Origin of the sequence: Allosediminivita pacifica, from assembly GCF_003054175.1 — a bacterium.
Lineage (GTDB): Bacteria > Pseudomonadota > Alphaproteobacteria > Rhodobacterales > Rhodobacteraceae > Allosediminivita > Allosediminivita pacifica.
The window spans coordinates 20,765-36,644 of record NZ_QBKN01000027.1; the positions used below are offsets into that span (position 1 = coordinate 20,765).

Sequence of the window (15,880 nt, forward strand, 5' to 3'; positions counted from 1 at the left end):
GTTGCCCGGCGTGCGCTCATCCGAAAAGTGTCAGCGAGATCCGACTTCCAGTAGAAAACGACAAGCCGAGCTTACGCCAACCCGGCCCATGTTCCCATTCTGTTCATTCTACGTTAAGCTTTGTTCGAAACGCGCGAAGGGGCACGGGCATGGGAACGGCAGGCTATCTGGACAAGCTCAACGACAACCAGCGTGCCGCCGTTGAATACGGCGTCGCCGGGGATGCCCCTGCGCCGCCGCTTCTTGTGATCGCGGGGGCCGGCTCGGGGAAGACCAGTACGCTGGCCCACCGGGTGGCGCACCTGCTGGTCAACGGAGCCGATCCGCGGCGCATCCTGCTCATGACATTCTCGCGCCGCGCCGCGGCCGAGCTGACCCGCCGGGTCGAGCGCATCACCGCGCAGGCGCTCGGTACCGGCATCGCGGCCGAGGCGCTGCTCTGGGCCGGCACCTTCCACAGCATCGGCGCGCGGATCCTGCGCGAGAATGCCACCGCGATCGGGCTCGATCCGGATTTCTCGATCCACGATCGCGAGGACAGCGCCGACCTGATGAACCTCTGCCGCCACGGGTTGGGCCTGTCGCAGACCGAAAGCCGCTTTCCCGCCAAGGGCACCTGTCTCGCGATCTATTCGCGTACGGTGAACTCCGAAGCGCTGCTGGCCGCAGTCCTGCAGGATCATTTCCCTTGGTGCGGCGGCTGGGAGCGGGAGCTGAAGCGGCTCTTCGGGGCCTATGTCGAGGCCAAGCAGGCGCAGAATGTGCTCGACTACGACGACCTGCTTCTGGCCTGGGCCCAGGTCATGGCCGACCCGGCCTTCGCCGCTCATGTGGGTGACACATGGGACCACGTGCTCATCGACGAATACCAGGATACCAACCGGCTTCAGGCGCGGATCCTGCAGGGGCTGAAGCCCGACGGTCGCGGGCTGACCGTGGTCGGGGACGACGCCCAGTCGATCTACGCCTTCCGCGCGGCCACCGTGCGCAACATCCTCGACTTTCCCGGAGGCTACGAGCCGCGCGCCGACGTCATCACCCTTGACCGCAACTACCGCTCGACCCAGCCGGTTCTTGCCGCGGCCAACGCCGTGATCGGAGAGGCGCGTGAACGCTTTACCAAGGATCTCTGGACCGACCGCGCCAGTGGTGCGAAACCCAGGATCGTCACCTATGCCACCGAAGGCGATCAGGCGCGGCACATCGTCGACCAGGTGCTCGAAGCCCGCGAGACGGGCACGCGTCTGATGGATCAGGCGGTGCTGTTCCGAACCTCGAGCCATTCGGTCCAGCTCGAGGCGGAGCTCACCCGGCGCAACGTACCCTATGTAAAGTTCGGCGGACTGAAGTTCCTCGACAGCGCCCATGTGAAGGACCTGCTGGCCTTCCTGCGCCTCTCGCGCAATCCCCGCGACCGGGTGGCGGGGTTCCGCGTGCTTCAGCTTGTGCCCGGTGTGGGCCCCAAGGCGGCGGGCCGCGTGCTCGAGGCGCTGGACCTCACCGCCGACCCGCGCAGTGCGATTGCCGAGGTGCCGGCGCCGCCTCGCGCCACAGCCGACTGGCCCGCGCTGGTCGAGGCGCTGACCACGGACGCCCCCTGGCCCGCCGCGCTGAGCCTCGCACGCGCCTGGTACGAGCCGCATCTCGACCGGCTGCACGAGGATGCCGAAGCGCGCCGCGCGGACCTTCTTCAGCTCGAACAGATCGCCACGGGTTACCCGAGCGCGGAGACCTTTCTCACCGATCTCGCCCTGGATCCCCCCGACGCGACCAGCGATCAGGCCGGTGTGCCGCTCAAGGACGAGGACTACCTGATCCTGTCCACCATCCATTCCGCAAAGGGCCAGGAATGGAAATCGGTGCACGTGCTGAACGCAGTGGACGGCTGCATTCCGTCCGACCTTGGGACCGGGACAACGGATGATCTCGAAGAGGAACGCCGCCTGCTCTACGTGGCGATGACACGTGCCAAGGAGGCCCTTTCACTCGGAGTACCGCAGCGCTTCTACGTCACCAACCAAGGGCGAAACGGCGACCGCCATGTCTACGCCTCTCGAACGCGCTTCATTCCCAAGACGATCCTCGACCGCTTCGAGGTCACCCACTGGAGCCCGCTCAGACCCGACGGTGCACCGGTCCGCGCAGCGCCACAGCCGATCGACGTCGCTGCAAGGATGCGCGGCATGTGGGCGGACTGACGTCTCCTTCAGGCAGGAACACCCCGTCCCTGGGAGGTCGACCTAAGGACATTTTCCGGCTCGACGGTGCTGCGACAAGGACTCCTGACCGGATCGGGATCTTATATCGTCGTATTGTCGGACCAAATGATAAATCTTGATCCGATAGTTGATCCCAATATCCGGCAAGGCCCTTCTCTGGGTTAAGGCCGGAAACCGTTAAAGGAAGACGGGAAACCGGATGGCCTGGCGCATCGGTATCGACTTGGGCGGCACTTTGACGGATGTCTGTCTGATCGACGAAGACACGGGAAAGATACAGATCTGCAAGGTTTGCTACGGCAAGCGAACCGGCTTTGGGGCCGCGCCCGCATGACCTCGCCGCGCATATTCCAACGCAGCCCGCGCGACTCGCCTTCTCGCCGCCCTAGGCGACGCGCGGGCACCTGGGCACCGCGAACTGTTGGCGCTGCTCGAATGCGGGTTCGTGGCGCAGGACGGGGCGGCGTGGCGACGATCACGCCGGTCCCGCGATCCATGCATTCGCTCTGAAAGACGTTGCCGTCGGCGACATCACCACGACCCTGCGCTCGCTCCTGATGTCGCTGCCGAGATTGGGTTTCCAACATTCCCAATGACCCAAGCCGGCTTCGTTTCCGTCTTCCTCGACTGGCAGAGTGGTTTTGCGCAAGTCCCCGCGATGTTCGGCGGCGTCGGTCGCCGCTTGGCGTCGACGCTCTGGTCCTCCTTGCCGAGATGGATGCACCGAGCTGCGAGCAGGTTCTGCGTATCAACACGCATCGCTTCGCCGAGTGGCATCTATCCGTAGAGGCCATTCGGGCAGAACTGGCGCTCTCGGCGCTGTCCCCTGGAAGAGACATGGAAACCGGCCTGAAACCAAGGGTCAGGGAAAGCCTCAATCGCCATCTCTCGGTGCGCGAACTCCGAGATTGCAGAGGCCTGGCATCCCTTTCAACAAATCAACCCGCGTCACGCTCCCGCTCGACCAGAGCGCGCGACACACGCTCGGACCCGTCGTCTATCGCCCGGCAGATCGCCCGCCCCGCTCCTTCGGCATCGCCCGCCCTGAGCGCCGCAATCAGGGCCTCGTAGTTGGCGTGTTCGGTGCGGCTCGCGCCGGGATCGGGAAAGAGGTAGTTGAAACCGGGCCCCGCCCGCAGCCAGAGCGTCTCGATCGTCTGAAGCAGGATGGGCATCTCGGCAGCGGCATAGACGCTGAAGCGCAGCTCCTTGTTTTCCTTGAGCGCGTCGTGCGGATCACGGGTATGTTTGGCCTCGATATAGGCTTTCACGCGCGCTTCGAGCGCATCGACCGCGGCTGCGTCCATTTTCAGGGCCGCGGTCTCGGCCGCCAGCGCCTCGACGCGCTTACGGATGGCCCCAAGTTCCGCGAAGCTGGCAACCGTCATGACGGGCACGCGGAACGAGCTGGCGGGCTCCGCCGTCAGCACGCCAGAGGCAGCAAACCGCACGAGTGCCTCCCGCACAGGCGTAATGCTCATCCCAAGCGAGTTTGCCAGCTCCTTGGTCACAAGCCGTGTTCCCGGCTCCAGCCGTCCCTCGATCAGGGCGTCTCGAAGCTGGCTCTCGACATGGGCCGTCAGGCTCTTGCGGGGCGGGGCGCTGAATTCGTTCTGCTTCAAAAACTCTCTCCTGCACACTCTCCGACATTGCGCGAGCCCGCGCTCGCCTTGCGAAGTTACGATATATGATATATCTTACGCTCGATCTAGACGGAAGATCCAATCAAGAGGCCTCGTAAGCTGGCCCTGCGTTCTCATCCAATAGGAGTTCTCCACACATGAAGAGTTTACCGGCACTCGCCCTCGGCCTCGCTTTGGCCGTTCCGGCCACCGTGACGTTCGCACAGGACGACACGCTCGTCATCGGGCGATCAGCCTCGACCAATGCGCTGGATCCGGGTTTCCTGCGCGAGGCGGCGACCGTCGTCGACAACATCTTCGACACCATGGTCATGCGGGACGAGGACATGAACCTGGTCCCGGGCCTGGCCACGGAGTGGACCTCCATCAACGACACCACCTGGGAATTCACCCTGCGTGAAGGCGTGACATTTCACAACGGCGAGCCCTTCAACGCCGACGCGGTGAAGTTCAGCCTCGACCGTGTCCTCGACCCCGAGAACAACGCTCCGACGATCTCCTACATCCGCACGATCTCCTCGGTGGAAGTCGTTGACCCGATGACCGTGCGCATCACGACCTCGGCGCCAGACCCGCTGCTGCCGACACGGATGAGCCGCTATCCCGCCTACATCGTTCCGCCCCAGTACATCGGCGAAAACGGCCGCGAGCATTTCGCGAACAACCCTGTCGGCACCGGCGCCTACCGTTTCGTGGATTTCGTCCCCGACGAGCGCGTGACCCTCGAGGCGAACCCCGACTACTGGCGCGGCGCCCCCGACATCGGCACCGTCATCTGGCGTCCGATCCCCGACGCGACCGCCCGGATCACTTCCCTCGTCACCGGCGAGGTCCAACTGATCGAGAACGTGCCCGTCGACCTCGTACCGCTGCTTCAGCAGACGCCCGACGCCGACCTCGTTCAGGTCGAGAACGGCGGCCTGACGATCTACCTCGGCCTCCGGATGGACAAGGAGCCGCTCGACAATGTGCTCGTCCGCCGCGCCCTGAACCACGCGATCGACCGCGAATCCATCACTCAGAACCTGCTCGGCGGCCTCGCGACCCCCAAGGGCAGCCAAGTGGGCGCCGCCGATTTCGGCTATCTCGACGTGCCCGTGGCAGAGTACGATCCCGAACTCTCGCGCGAGCTTCTCGCCGAGGCTGGCTTCCCCGACGGGTTCGAGATCACCATGCAGTCGTCCTTCCGCTACATGAAGAACGCCGAGGTCGCCCAGACGATCGCGCAGGAGTTCGAGGACATCGGCCTGACGGTGAACCAGGAAACCATGGAATGGTCGGTCTACACCCAGACCGTGCCCTTCGAGGGTCCGATCTACATGCTCGGCTGGGGGTCGACACAGACGCTCGACGCCGATGCCGCGGTCTACGCGATCCTGAAATCGGGCGAACCCTACTCCGGCGCCTCGATCCCCGAACTCGACGCGCTTCTGGACGAGAGCCGCTCGACTGTCGATCCGGAGGCCCGCGCCGAGATCCTCGAGGAGATCCAGGAACTCGCGGCCGATCAGGTCCCACTGATCACGCTCTACCAGGAGGATCAGCTCATGGGCAAATCCCCCAACATCGAATTCGAGGGGCGGGCCGACGCCCGCATCCCCGTCTTCGAAATCACGATGGACTGACGACGTGACCGGAAGTTTGCACATCAAGGGAAACGAGGACGCCGCGCTGGCGATCTTCCTCCTCGTGGCCGCCGTCGCCTTCTGCATCCTGGTGCCCGTGGCCTGGCCGCTCGATCCGCTGCGCGGCGACATCTCCGCGACGTTCAAACCTCCGATGTCGGTGGTGGGCGATACGCTGCACCCCCTTGGAACGGACCAGCTCGGGCGGGATCTTCTCGCCCGGCTGGGACTCGGCACGCTGGTGTCATTCGGGATCGTCCTCCTCGCGGCGCTGATCTCCGTCGTGCTCGGAACCGCGCTCGGCATGATCGCGGGATACTACGGAGGCTGGGTTGACGCGCTGATCATGCGGCTCGTGGACATCCAGCTCGCTGTGCCCTTCATCCTGCTGATCCTGCTGCTTGTTTCGGTGCTGGGGCCCTCGATGACCAATCTCGTTATCGTCCTGGGACTGACGGGCTGGGCGATCTTCGCTCGCGTCGCCCGGGGCCGCACGCTCGAGGTGCGCGAGCTCGAATACATCGACGCCTCCCGCGCGATGGGCCTTTCCGACACGACCATCATTTTTCGCCACGTCCTGCCCAATATCATCGGCCCGCAGACGGTGCTGCTCACGCTGGACCTGCCGCGGCTGATCATCCTCGAGGCTTCGGTCGGATTTCTCGGCCTCGGCGTTCAGCCACCGATGCCAACGCTGGGCAATCTCATCGGCGAGGGACGCTCCGTGATCCTCATCGCCAACTGGCTCGTGCTCTATCCCGGCTTGATGATCGGCGCGCTGGTCATCGGCTGCAATCTCCTCGGCGACTGGCTGGTCCGCCGGGCCGAAAGCAAGGTGTCCTGATGAAAGGCCTGCGCTTCCTGCTCTCCCGCGCGATCCAGGGCCTGATCGTCATGTTCGGCGTCTCGCTCCTTGTCTTCTTCGCGCTCTTCCTCACCGGCGACCCGGCGATCCTGATGATGGCACCGGATTCCACGGCTGCCGAGATTGCCGCCTTCCGCGAGGCGATGGGCTTCAACGATCCGATCATCGTCCAGTATGGACGCTTCCTCGTCGAGGCGCTGCAAGGCGACCTCGGCACCTCCCTGCGCTACAGCCGTCCGGCGATGGACCTGCTTGCCGACCGGCTCGGCGCAACCGCCCTGCTGGCGCTTTCGGCACTGCTCTGGTCCTCGCTGCTCGGCTTCCTGCTCGGGGCCGTTGCGGCCGTGCGCAAGAACAGCCCCATCGATTTTGCCATCCGGGTGATCTCGCTTCTCGGGCAGGCCGTCCCGGTCTTCTGGCTGGCGCTGATGCTAATCATCCTTTTCTCGCTCAACCTGCGCTGGCTGCCCTCGAGTGGTTACGGCAGCTTCGAGCAGCTCATCATGCCCTCCCTCGCGCTCGGCGCCTATTACCTTTCGGCGATCACGCGCTTGGTGCGTTCCAGCCTGATCGAAACCTTGGGCGAGAACTACGTGCGCACGGCGCGCGCCAAGGGCCTGACCGAATGGCGCATCGTCGTGCGGCACGCCCTGCGTAACGCGATGATCCCTGTCGTAACGCTGCAGGGCATGTATCTCGCCTCGCTCATGGGCGGCGCGCTGGTGACCGAGATCATCTTCGCGTGGCCCGGCATTGGCCGGCTGGCCGTCGAGGCGATCCAGAACCGCGACTTCCCGGTCGTGCAGGCAGTTGTCCTCTTCGCGGCGCTCGTCTTCGTCGTGGCGAACTTCCTCGTGGATGTGGCCTACACTTGGCTGAACCCGCGGATCCGCCTGTGAAATCCGCCCCTGCCCCCCTGCTTGACGAGGCTCTTGCCCTCACGGCCCGCTGGTGCGCGATCCCCTCGCACGCAGGCAACCGTGATGCGCAGGGGCGGCAGGTGGCGGACCTTATCAGCTGGCTCACGGATGAGCTGGGGGCCGAAATCTTAGCCCCCCTGGCCTCCCCCGGCCCGGCGCCGGTGATCCATGCCCGGCTCGACGCCGGCGCCCGGCACAGTGTCATCCTCTACAACATGTACGACGTGATGCCTGCCGACCCGGAGGGCTGGCAGGTCGATCCGTGGACCGGCGGTCGTGCCCGGATGGCGGACATCGGCGAGGTCTTCATTGCCCGCGGCGCCGAGAACAACAAGGGGCCGCTGGCCGGCATGCTGACGGCGCTGCGCGACCTGCACCGGTCCGGCGCGCTTGACGTAAACGTCGAAATCCTGCTCGACGGCGAGGAGGAACAAGGCTCGCCCACGATGCGCCACTACCTCGCCGCCGCGGACTGCCCCCTTCCCCATTGCATCGGAGGGCTCTTCCCGAGCCTCTGCGAATACGGCGGCGGCGCGCCGCGCCTTTACCTCGGCTTTTCGGGCATCACCAAGGGCCGCATCCACGTCGCTGGCGGGGATTGGGGCGGCCCGCGTACGGCCATTCATTCCAGCAATGCCCCCTGGATCGCCAATCCGGCGCGCGTACTTGTGGATGCGCTGTCGGGTTTCGGGGGTCCCGTGACAGGCGAACTCGGACAGGTGGATCTCGATGCCGAGGCCCTCGATCTCATCGCAGCGCTCGCGCGCGACTTCGATCCAGAGGCTGAGCTGCAGTTCCGCACCAGCCAACGCTACACCCGGCCCGGCGATGCCGAGACCCTGCTGCGCCACGTGCTGCGCACGGCGTCACTGAACATCTCATCGCTCACAACCCGACCTGCTGGAGACACGGCTGTGATCCCGCCCGAAGCAGAGGCACTCTTCGACCTGCGCACGCCCCCGGGCCTCGAAGCAGAGCCAATCCTCGCGACCCAGCACCTCCGCCTCGAGGGCACTGGTGTCAGGCTCGAGACCGGAGAGATCGCGCCGGGCGTTCGTTTCGGCGCCTGCAGCCCCGGCGCGACCGCCCTGCGCGCCGCATACAGCGTGACCTCTGAGGCACCCCAGATCTGGCCCTGGGCCATCGGCTCCGCTCCCGGGCATGCCTTCGCGCCCCATGCTGACAGCTTCCTGATTGGCGGCGCGGGCCGCGGAGGCAATGCCCACGGCACCGACGAGTTCCTGACCATCGAAGGCTTCGGTCGTTTCATCGCCTCGGTGCGCGAATGGCTTTTGGGCATGGGTAAACTGCCATGACCGAACTCTATCTTTCCAAACAGGACCAGATCCGGGCGGGCGCCTTGGACTGGGACGCCGGGCTTGCAGACATCCACGACGCGCTGTCGCTGCTGCGCGTCGGCGAGGCAGAGATGGCGGCCGAGAACGTGCTCCCCCTTGGACCAGACCCAAGGGACAAGGGCTACGGCCTTCCCGCACGGGTGGGCGGCCGGTTCGCTGCAGCGGGTCTCAAGTGGACCCTTCACCGTGCCGAGGCCCCCGCCGGCGGGGAGGCAATCACCTCGCGCACATTTATCGACGACACGACCACAGGGCGGCCCTTGGGCCTCATCGACAGCGCGATGCTCACGCGCGTGCGCACCGCCGCGCTATCGGGTGCAATCACCCGCGCGCTGTATCCGGGGCTGACGCGCCTCACCATTCTGGGTGCCGGGCCGCAGGCCAGGATGCACCTCGATATGGCGCTTGCACTCTTTCCCGACCTGCAGGAGGTCCACCACTGGACCCGCTCAGGGCGTGCGCTGGCCGAAAGCCTGCCGGGCAGAGTCACGCTCTGTCGCTACAACGACCCGCGGTCCGCCTGCCTGGCCGCCGAGGTAGCCTTTACCTGCACTTCCGCACCCGAGCCTCTTCTTGGCCCCGAGGTGATGCGGCCCGGCGCGCTGATCCTGCAGGTGGGCTACCACGAGGTCAGCTTCGACGCGATCGACTGCGCCGATGCGGTCACGTGTGACCTCTGGGGCGACTTTTCCCGGACCAGTGCCAAGAGCCTTTTCCAGATGCACCGCGCCGGTCGCTTTCCAGAGACACGCGTTGCGGCCGATGCCAGCGCGATTCTGCTGGACGGCTGGCGCCCAGCGCCGGAGGCGAGCGTCTTTTTCTCGAGCTTCGGGCTCAACATTTTCGACATAGCCTTCGCCGCGCGACTGATGCGCAACGCCGCGATGCTCGGACTGGGCGAGCCCCTCTCTGCCTGACAGTTGAAAGGACCAAGATGACAGTGACCATCTCCGCGACCGAGCTCGCCGACCGCCTCCATGAGCCCGGGCTCGTCCTCGTCGACACACGTACTCACGAGGCTTGGGCAGAGGACACGTTGCCGGGCGCAATCTTCCTCAACGTCTACGACTACTTCGTGCCGGAGAGCACGGATGCGGGCTACGAGGGCATGGCCGCCGGCGCAATGGAGGCGTTCCGCAGGACGGGACTGGACAAGGCCACAACCATCGTCTGGTTCGAGGAAGGGACCGGGATGCGGTCGCCGCGCGGGCTCTGGTTCCAAGAGTTACTCGGCCTCGAGGGCGGCGTCATCCTCGACGGCGGCCTCCGCGCCTGGCGCGAGATCGGGGGCAAGACACGCCCCGGCGACAGCCAGGCGGACGCGATCACCCATGTCGACGGCCCCGCGCCAGAAGGCTGGCAGCCTGAACTGGCCGTGATCCGAGACAAACTGCTCTCCCCGCCTTCGGACCTGCAGATCTTCGACGTCCGCCGACCGGCAGAGTTCGACGGCAGCTTCAAGCACGACTGCTGCGCGCGCGGCGGTCGCGTCCCGGGCGCCTTCTTCATGTTCTACGAGGACATGATCCGTAACGGCCGCTACCGCCCCGCCGACGAGATCCGCGAAGCGGCCATCACCGCCGGGCTCGCCCCCGAAAAACCGGTGGTCACCTACTGCCACCGGGGCGCCCGCGCTGCGACGGCACTCTACGGACTTCGGCTCGCCGGTTTCCGGAAGGTGGGCATATTCGTTGGGTCTTGGCACGAATGGGCGACCGACCCGGAATTGCCGATGCAAACTGGCCCGGCGATCTGACGCCACGCGCCAAGGCACGTCAGGACTAGGACGCTATCTTCACGGCCGCCCCACCATCGCCGTCCAGCCTGACGACCGAGGGCTCTCACCCAGCGACAAGGTCGGCAAGCACATGCAAAGCCCCCCGGACCGTTTCCGCAGCCGTGCGGAAATCCGGTTTCGATCACGAGGCCAGGTACCGCCTCCACCTCCGCTATCACCGAACTCACGTCCAGAGTCACATCGATAAGCTCGTCCTATTGCTGCACGGCTTACCCCCGCCATTGTGGGGAACCATTGCCCCAGTCGTGCTGAGTGAGAGCCGCGCCAACGCACCCCAGTCCGCGCGGGGCCGCGATTGGCAAAGGTCATGTCAGAAGCAATCCTCGACATCCCAGTGCACCGGGATCTCGGCAACGCTCGCCGATGAGGGCAGCTCCAGAACGGTCCGCGTGATCCGGGCGATGTCTTCCGGCCGGGTCTTGCCGCTACCGTCCGTGCCAGACGCTCTGCGCCCCATATCGGTGGCAACGAAACTGGGACAGATCGCCGTCGCGCGGACGCCGCTGTCGCGACCGGCCTGCCGCAGCGCATGGGTCAGTCCGACAACGGCGAACTTGGACATGGCGTAGAGCCCAGCGCCCGCGGATTTCACCCGCTTGCCCGAGAGCGACGCGATGGTGACGATCCGCCCCGGCCCTTGCTCCAGCATCGGCCAGGCCGCCTGCGCCAGACGCATGGGGGACTTCACATTGATCCCAAACAACTCGTCGAACTCCGCCTCGCTCGCGTCAAGCACCGAGCTGCGGCTGAGGACCCCGGCATTCAGCACCAATCCGTCCAGACGTCCGAAGCGCGCTTGTGTTGCAGATACCCACTCTCGTTCGCTCTGGGCGTCCGTCGCATCGAAGTGGCAGGCCATGACACGTTCTGAGATCGCCAGCGGACAACACGACGGATCGCGCAAGCCGAGGCTCAGATCCCAACCAGCATCGAGCATCTCGGCCGCGATCGCCGCACCGATGCCACGGCTGGCACCGGAAACCATCACCACGGGGCGGCTCATGCCGGAACTCCGGTCGCTGCTTGCGCCATCTCGCCGGTCCATTCAGGGCCGGGCACCTGCACCCGGTGACCGGGCGAGACGGTCCGCCATTCGCGCAGCGGCGGTTCGTAGCCATGGGGACGGACAGGGCTCTTTAGCTCGCGCACGTCCAGCCCCCGCCGCATGCCGCGCCGGGCGGGGTCCGGCACGGGCACGGCGGACAGAAGACGACACGTATAGGGGTGCTGCGGGTTCTCGAAGATCGCGGCCCGCGGTCCGATCTCGACGATCTCGCCCAGGTACATGACGGCAACGCGGTGGCTCATGCGTTCGACCACGGCCATGTCGTGGCTGATGAAGAGATAGGAGAGACCGAGATCTTCCTGCAGGTCGAGCATAAGGTTGATGACCTGCGCCTTGATCGAGACATCCAGCGCCGAGACGGCCTCGTCGGCGACGATCAGGTTCGGCGCCATGCCCAATGCGCGCGCGATGCATAGCCGCTGCCGCTGACCGCCCGAAAATTCGTTGGGATAGCGCCGGGCCATGTCACCGTGCAGACCGACCTTTTCCAGAAGGTCGGCCACCCTATCGGGTGCTTCTGCACGGGAAACCAGGCGATGCGTCAGCATCGGTTCGGCGATGGCGTCACCGATGCGGCAGCGCGGGTCGAGGCTCGCGAAAGGATCCTGGAAGATCATCTGCATTTTACGGCGATAGGGCCGGATCGCCCGCCGAGACAGGCCCACCAGCTCCTTGCCCTCGAGCTTGACCGAACCGCCGTGGGCTTCGGTCAGCCCGAGGATGGTCCGCCCGGCCGAGGACTTGCCGCAGCCGGACTCTCCCACCAGCGACAGCGTCTCGCCGGGGCGAATGTCAAAATCGAGCCCCTCGACAGCATGCACCCGGCCTCCGCCGCCGCCCAGCATGCCCCCGTTGACGGTGTATCGGGTGGTCAGCCCACGCACCTGCAGAAGCGGCACCGCGCTCTGGACAACATGGTCCTTCACGGGACGTCCGGGTACGGGCTGCCCCGTGTCGGGCTCGACGAGTGGGAACCGCGCAGGTTGTACGCTGCCCGACATGGAGCCCAGTCGCGGCACCGCCGATAATAGCGCCCGTGTATAAGGCTGCTTCGGCGCCCCGAAGAGAGCCTCGGTTGCGCCCTGCTCCACGGCCCGCCCGTGGTGCATGACGATGGTGCGGTCGGCGACCTCTGCCACGACCCCCATGTCGTGGGTGATGAAGAGAACGGCCATGTCCTCTTCCTCCTGCAGCACCTTGATCAGCTCGAGGATCTGAGCCTGGATCGTCACGTCGAGCGCCGTGGTCGGTTCGTCCGCGATCAGAAGACGCGGGCGGCAGGCCAGCGCCATGGCAATCATGAACCGCTGCCGCATGCCTCCCGAGGACTGGTGCGGGTATTCGCCCATCCGCTGACGCGCCGCCGGAATGCGGACGCGCTCCAGCAGGCGTTCGGTCTCGGCCAGGGCCTCCTGCCGCGACATATCCCGATGCGCCGCCAGAACTTCGGCGATCTGCTCGCCGATCTTCATCGAAGGGTTCAGCGAGGTCATCGGCTCCTGGAAGATCATCGCCATGTCGTTTCCGCGCACGCCGCGCATCTCGGCCTCGGATAGCGCCAGCAAGTCACGCCCTTCCAGCATCACCTTGCCGCCGATGCGGCTGCTTTCCGGATCGAGCAGCCGCATCGAGGCGAGAGAGGTGACGCTCTTGCCCGACCCGCTCTCGCCCACCAGGGCAAGCGTCTCGCCCCGGGCGATTTCCAGCGACACGTCATGCACCACGGGTTTCCAACCGGCGCGGCCGCGAAAGGCGACCTCGAGCCCGGAGACGGAGAAGACTGGTTGGTTCATTGCTCGGCCCCGTTAGATCACTTTGAGACTACCGACCGTTCCACCTTGCTGGAAGGGGCAGAGGTATCAGCCTCGCGCCGTCCCAAGGGGTTGCCGATGATGATATATCATATATCGTAAGGAGCGAGTCCGATGTTGCAAGGAAAAACTCTCCTTTCGGACCGATCATGAGAAAGGACCGAGGATGAAACTCGATGAACTTCCCCGGCTGTCGCTGGGTTTCCTGCCCACCCCGGTCGAGGACCTGAAGACGCTCGGCGCCGAGCTTGGCATCTCCTTGTCGGTGAAACGTGATGATTTCACAGGCTTCGGCGGCGGTGGCAACAAGGTGCGCAAGCTCGAATTCCTGATGGCGGACGCCGTGGCGCAGGGCGTCAGCACCGTGATCACGACTGGCGGCCACCAGTCGAACCACGCTCGCATGACCGCGGCCGCTGCCCGCAAATTCGGCATGAAGCCGGTCCTGGTGCTGCGCGGCAACAAGCCGGACAACTGGCAGGGAAATCTGCTGCTTGATCACATCCTCGGCGCGGAAGTCGATTTCCTCGATCCCGACGCCTACTTCGAACAGATCAATCCCCGCATGCAGGCCCATGCCGATGCAGCCGAGGCACGTGGCGAAAAGGCCTATATCATTCCTCTCGGCGGGGCGAGCGCGCTCGGCGCCATGGGCTACGTCAACGCGATCCGGGAACTGGCCGAACAGTACGAGGCGCAGGGCCGCAAGGCACCCGACTACATCTGCGCACCCGTGGGTTCGGGCGGCACGCTGGCCGGGATGACAGTCGGCTGTTCCATGTGGTGGCCGAACACGCAGGTGCTCGGCATCGCCGTGACCGGCACGGCCGTGCCCTTCTCCGAACGCATCTCCGTGATGGCCAACGACGCGGCAGAACTGCTCGGCCTCGACCAGCGCTTCGCGCCCGAGGACATCCGCATCGAGAACGACTACGTCGGCCCCGGCTACTCGATCCCCTCCGACGAAGGCAACGCCGCGATCCTGCGGGCCGGGCGCACCGAAGGGGTGCTGCTCGACCCGGTCTACACTGGCAAGGCAATGGCGGGCATCATCGGCACCGTCCAGGCAGGCGGGATCGAAAAGGGCTCGGACGTGCTCTTCGTCCATTGCGGCGGTACGCCCGCCCTCTTCCCTTTCAGCGAACAGCTGACAGCCGACCTCACATACTGACCGCGTCGGTCGAGGTCTTCGCCACCCGACGCCATGACACGACCCCTGCAGTGATCTGCGGGGGTCTCGTCGTTTCGGCGGTCTTCTCCGGTGAAACGACCCAAACCGAAATCATGCCGGCGCGCCCGTGCCCATCCGATTTAACGCAGTTTTAACGGCACGCGGACGCCGGCAAAGACACCGGCCCGGCAGAGGAGGAGCGTCAGAACCTGAAAGGACGCTCCATGTTCAAGCTTTTCTCTTTTCGCCGCCGCCCGGACAATGTCGCGCGGCAATCCCTCAGCCGGCTGCTTAGCGACCCGCACATGCGCCGCGACATCGGCCTTCCCAACATCGACCATTCCAGCCTTCAGATGGGCCGGCAGATGAACCACATCCGGGGGTGGCTGTGATGCGCACGGTCTACCGCAACCGGTTGCCGCAACTGGACGGCGCGCAGCTTCTTACAGACTCGGGACTTGAGACGACGCTTCTCTTCCTCGAGAGCATCGACCTGCCCTGCTTCGCCTCCTACCCGCTGCTCGAAAGCGCCTCCGGGCGCGAGGTGCTCCGCGCCTATTTCGAGCGGCACCTTGCCATCGCGGCGGATCACGAGGTTGGCTTCCTGCTCGAAGCACCCACGTGGCGCGCAAGCCGGGACTGGGGGGCGGAGCTCGGACACACGCCTGCGGATCTCGCACGGTTCAACACCGCCGCCATCGAGTTGCTGGCAGACATCCGCAAAGACAGCGCCCTGTCGCCGGTCGTGATCTCCGGCAACATCGGTCCTCGCGGAGACGGCTACACGCCCGATCTCGTCATGACCGCCGAAGAGGCCGAGGCCTATCACGCCGAGCAGATCGGCTGGTTCTCCGAAACCGAAGCAGACATGGTCAGCGCCTTCACCATCACCACGGTGAACGAGGGGGTGGGGATCATCAGGGCGGCAGCCGCAGCCGGCATGCCCTGCGTGGTCTCATACACGACCGAGACCGATGGGCGCCTGCCCGACGGCACCCCGCTGGGCGAGGCGATCGAACGGACCGATATGATGACGGCGGGTGCCGCGGCCTACTTCATGGTCAATTGCGCCCATCCCGATCACTTCCGCAGTGCACTCGAAGCGGATGCCGCCTGGCTCGGGCGGGTCTGGGGTGTGCGCGCCAATGCCTCGCGCCTCAGCCACGCCGAGCTCGACGCGGCGACGGATCTCGATTCCGGCAATCCTGCCGAACTCGGCCACGACTACGCGCGGCTCGCTCGCATGCTGCCCAACCTGCGCGTCTTCGGCGGCTGCTGTGGCACGGACCACCGTCATGTCGAGGCGATGGCCGACTGCTGCTGCCGGCAGCCCGCGGCCTGAGCGCTCCAAGCAACGTGCGATCCGGGCACACCCGGTTCGCCCTCCACATTTCATTCACCAGA

The 15,880-nt window shown here is 65.6% G+C and carries 14 protein-coding genes; 11 read left to right on the forward strand and 3 right to left on the reverse strand.

Features of this window, described 5'->3' with window-relative positions; all coding sequences use genetic code 11:
- Positions 1-149: 149 nt before the first annotated feature.
- Positions 150-2,198, forward strand: a complete 2,049-nt coding sequence (locus C8N44_RS18065) for an ATP-dependent helicase (RefSeq protein WP_107978185.1) — start codon at positions 150-152, stop codon at positions 2,196-2,198.
- A 220-nt stretch (positions 2,199-2,418) separates the two neighbouring features.
- Positions 2,419-2,553 (forward strand): hydantoinase/oxoprolinase N-terminal domain-containing protein, encoded by a 135-nt coding sequence (locus C8N44_RS18070; RefSeq protein ID WP_107978186.1) that lies wholly within the window; start codon positions 2,419-2,421, stop codon positions 2,551-2,553.
- A gap of 604 nt (positions 2,554-3,157) precedes the next feature.
- On the opposite strand, the gene C8N44_RS18075 is transcribed toward C8N44_RS18070, so the two are convergent.
- Positions 3,158-3,841 carry an FCD domain-containing protein gene (locus tag C8N44_RS18075; RefSeq protein WP_146178869.1) on the reverse strand — a complete coding sequence of 228 codons (684 nt, stop codon included), beginning with the start codon at positions 3,839-3,841 and terminating at the stop codon, positions 3,158-3,160.
- Between the two features lie 158 nt (positions 3,842-3,999).
- On the opposite strand from C8N44_RS18075, the gene C8N44_RS18080 reads away from it, so the two are divergent.
- Genes C8N44_RS18080 through C8N44_RS18105 form a run of 6 tightly spaced genes read left to right on the forward strand, consistent with a single transcriptional unit; the run spans position 4,000 to position 10,386 of the window.
- Positions 4,000-5,487, forward strand: coding sequence for an ABC transporter substrate-binding protein (locus C8N44_RS18080; RefSeq protein ID WP_107978188.1), 1,488 nt, complete (start codon positions 4,000-4,002; stop codon positions 5,485-5,487).
- A 4-nt stretch (positions 5,488-5,491) separates the two neighbouring features.
- A complete protein-coding gene (locus C8N44_RS18085; protein ID WP_210204185.1) occupies positions 5,492-6,331 on the forward strand; it encodes an ABC transporter permease in 840 nt (279 codons plus the stop codon).
- On the forward strand, positions 6,331-7,251 hold the full coding sequence (locus tag C8N44_RS18090) for an ABC transporter permease (protein WP_107978189.1): 921 nt from the start codon (positions 6,331-6,333) through the stop codon (positions 7,249-7,251). Before C8N44_RS18085 ends, C8N44_RS18090 begins: the two co-directional genes overlap by 1 nt.
- Complete coding sequence (locus C8N44_RS18095) at positions 7,248-8,588, forward strand: M20 family metallopeptidase (RefSeq protein ID WP_107978190.1); 1,341 nt, start codon at positions 7,248-7,250, stop codon at positions 8,586-8,588. The genes C8N44_RS18090 and C8N44_RS18095 overlap by 4 nt, the downstream gene beginning before the upstream one ends.
- Complete coding sequence (locus C8N44_RS18100; RefSeq protein ID WP_107978191.1) at positions 8,585-9,547, forward strand: ornithine cyclodeaminase; 963 nt, start codon at positions 8,585-8,587, stop codon at positions 9,545-9,547. The genes C8N44_RS18095 and C8N44_RS18100 overlap by 4 nt, the downstream gene beginning before the upstream one ends.
- Positions 9,548-9,564: 17 nt before the next feature.
- Complete coding sequence (locus C8N44_RS18105; protein WP_107978192.1) at positions 9,565-10,386, forward strand: sulfurtransferase; 822 nt, start codon at positions 9,565-9,567, stop codon at positions 10,384-10,386.
- Positions 10,387-10,738: 352 nt separating this feature from the next.
- Here the strand turns inward: C8N44_RS18105 and C8N44_RS18110 are convergent, their stop codons facing one another.
- A complete protein-coding gene (locus C8N44_RS18110; protein WP_210204186.1) occupies positions 10,739-11,431 on the reverse strand; it encodes an SDR family NAD(P)-dependent oxidoreductase in 693 nt (230 codons plus the stop codon).
- Positions 11,428-13,287, reverse strand: coding sequence for an ABC transporter ATP-binding protein (locus tag C8N44_RS18115; RefSeq protein WP_107978193.1), 1,860 nt, complete (start codon positions 13,285-13,287; stop codon positions 11,428-11,430). The genes C8N44_RS18110 and C8N44_RS18115 overlap by 4 nt, the downstream gene beginning before the upstream one ends.
- Positions 13,288-13,471: 184 nt before the next feature.
- Here C8N44_RS18115 and C8N44_RS18120 point away from each other — a divergent pair, with 184 nt between their 5' ends.
- The 3 genes from C8N44_RS18120 (at position 13,472) to C8N44_RS18125 (ending at position 15,818) form a co-directional block, all read left to right on the forward strand.
- On the forward strand, positions 13,472-14,476 hold the full coding sequence (locus C8N44_RS18120) for a 1-aminocyclopropane-1-carboxylate deaminase/D-cysteine desulfhydrase (RefSeq protein ID WP_107978194.1): 1,005 nt from the start codon (positions 13,472-13,474) through the stop codon (positions 14,474-14,476).
- 224 nt (positions 14,477-14,700) lie between these two features.
- The gene (locus tag C8N44_RS23455) at positions 14,701-14,868 is read left to right on the forward strand and encodes a hypothetical protein (RefSeq protein WP_158274089.1); all 168 of its coding nucleotides are present in this window, start codon (positions 14,701-14,703) and stop codon (positions 14,866-14,868) included.
- Positions 14,868-15,818 (forward strand): homocysteine S-methyltransferase family protein, encoded by a 951-nt coding sequence (locus C8N44_RS18125; RefSeq protein WP_107978195.1) that lies wholly within the window; start codon positions 14,868-14,870, stop codon positions 15,816-15,818. The genes C8N44_RS23455 and C8N44_RS18125 overlap by 1 nt, the downstream gene beginning before the upstream one ends.
- Positions 15,819-15,880 lie beyond the last annotated feature (62 nt).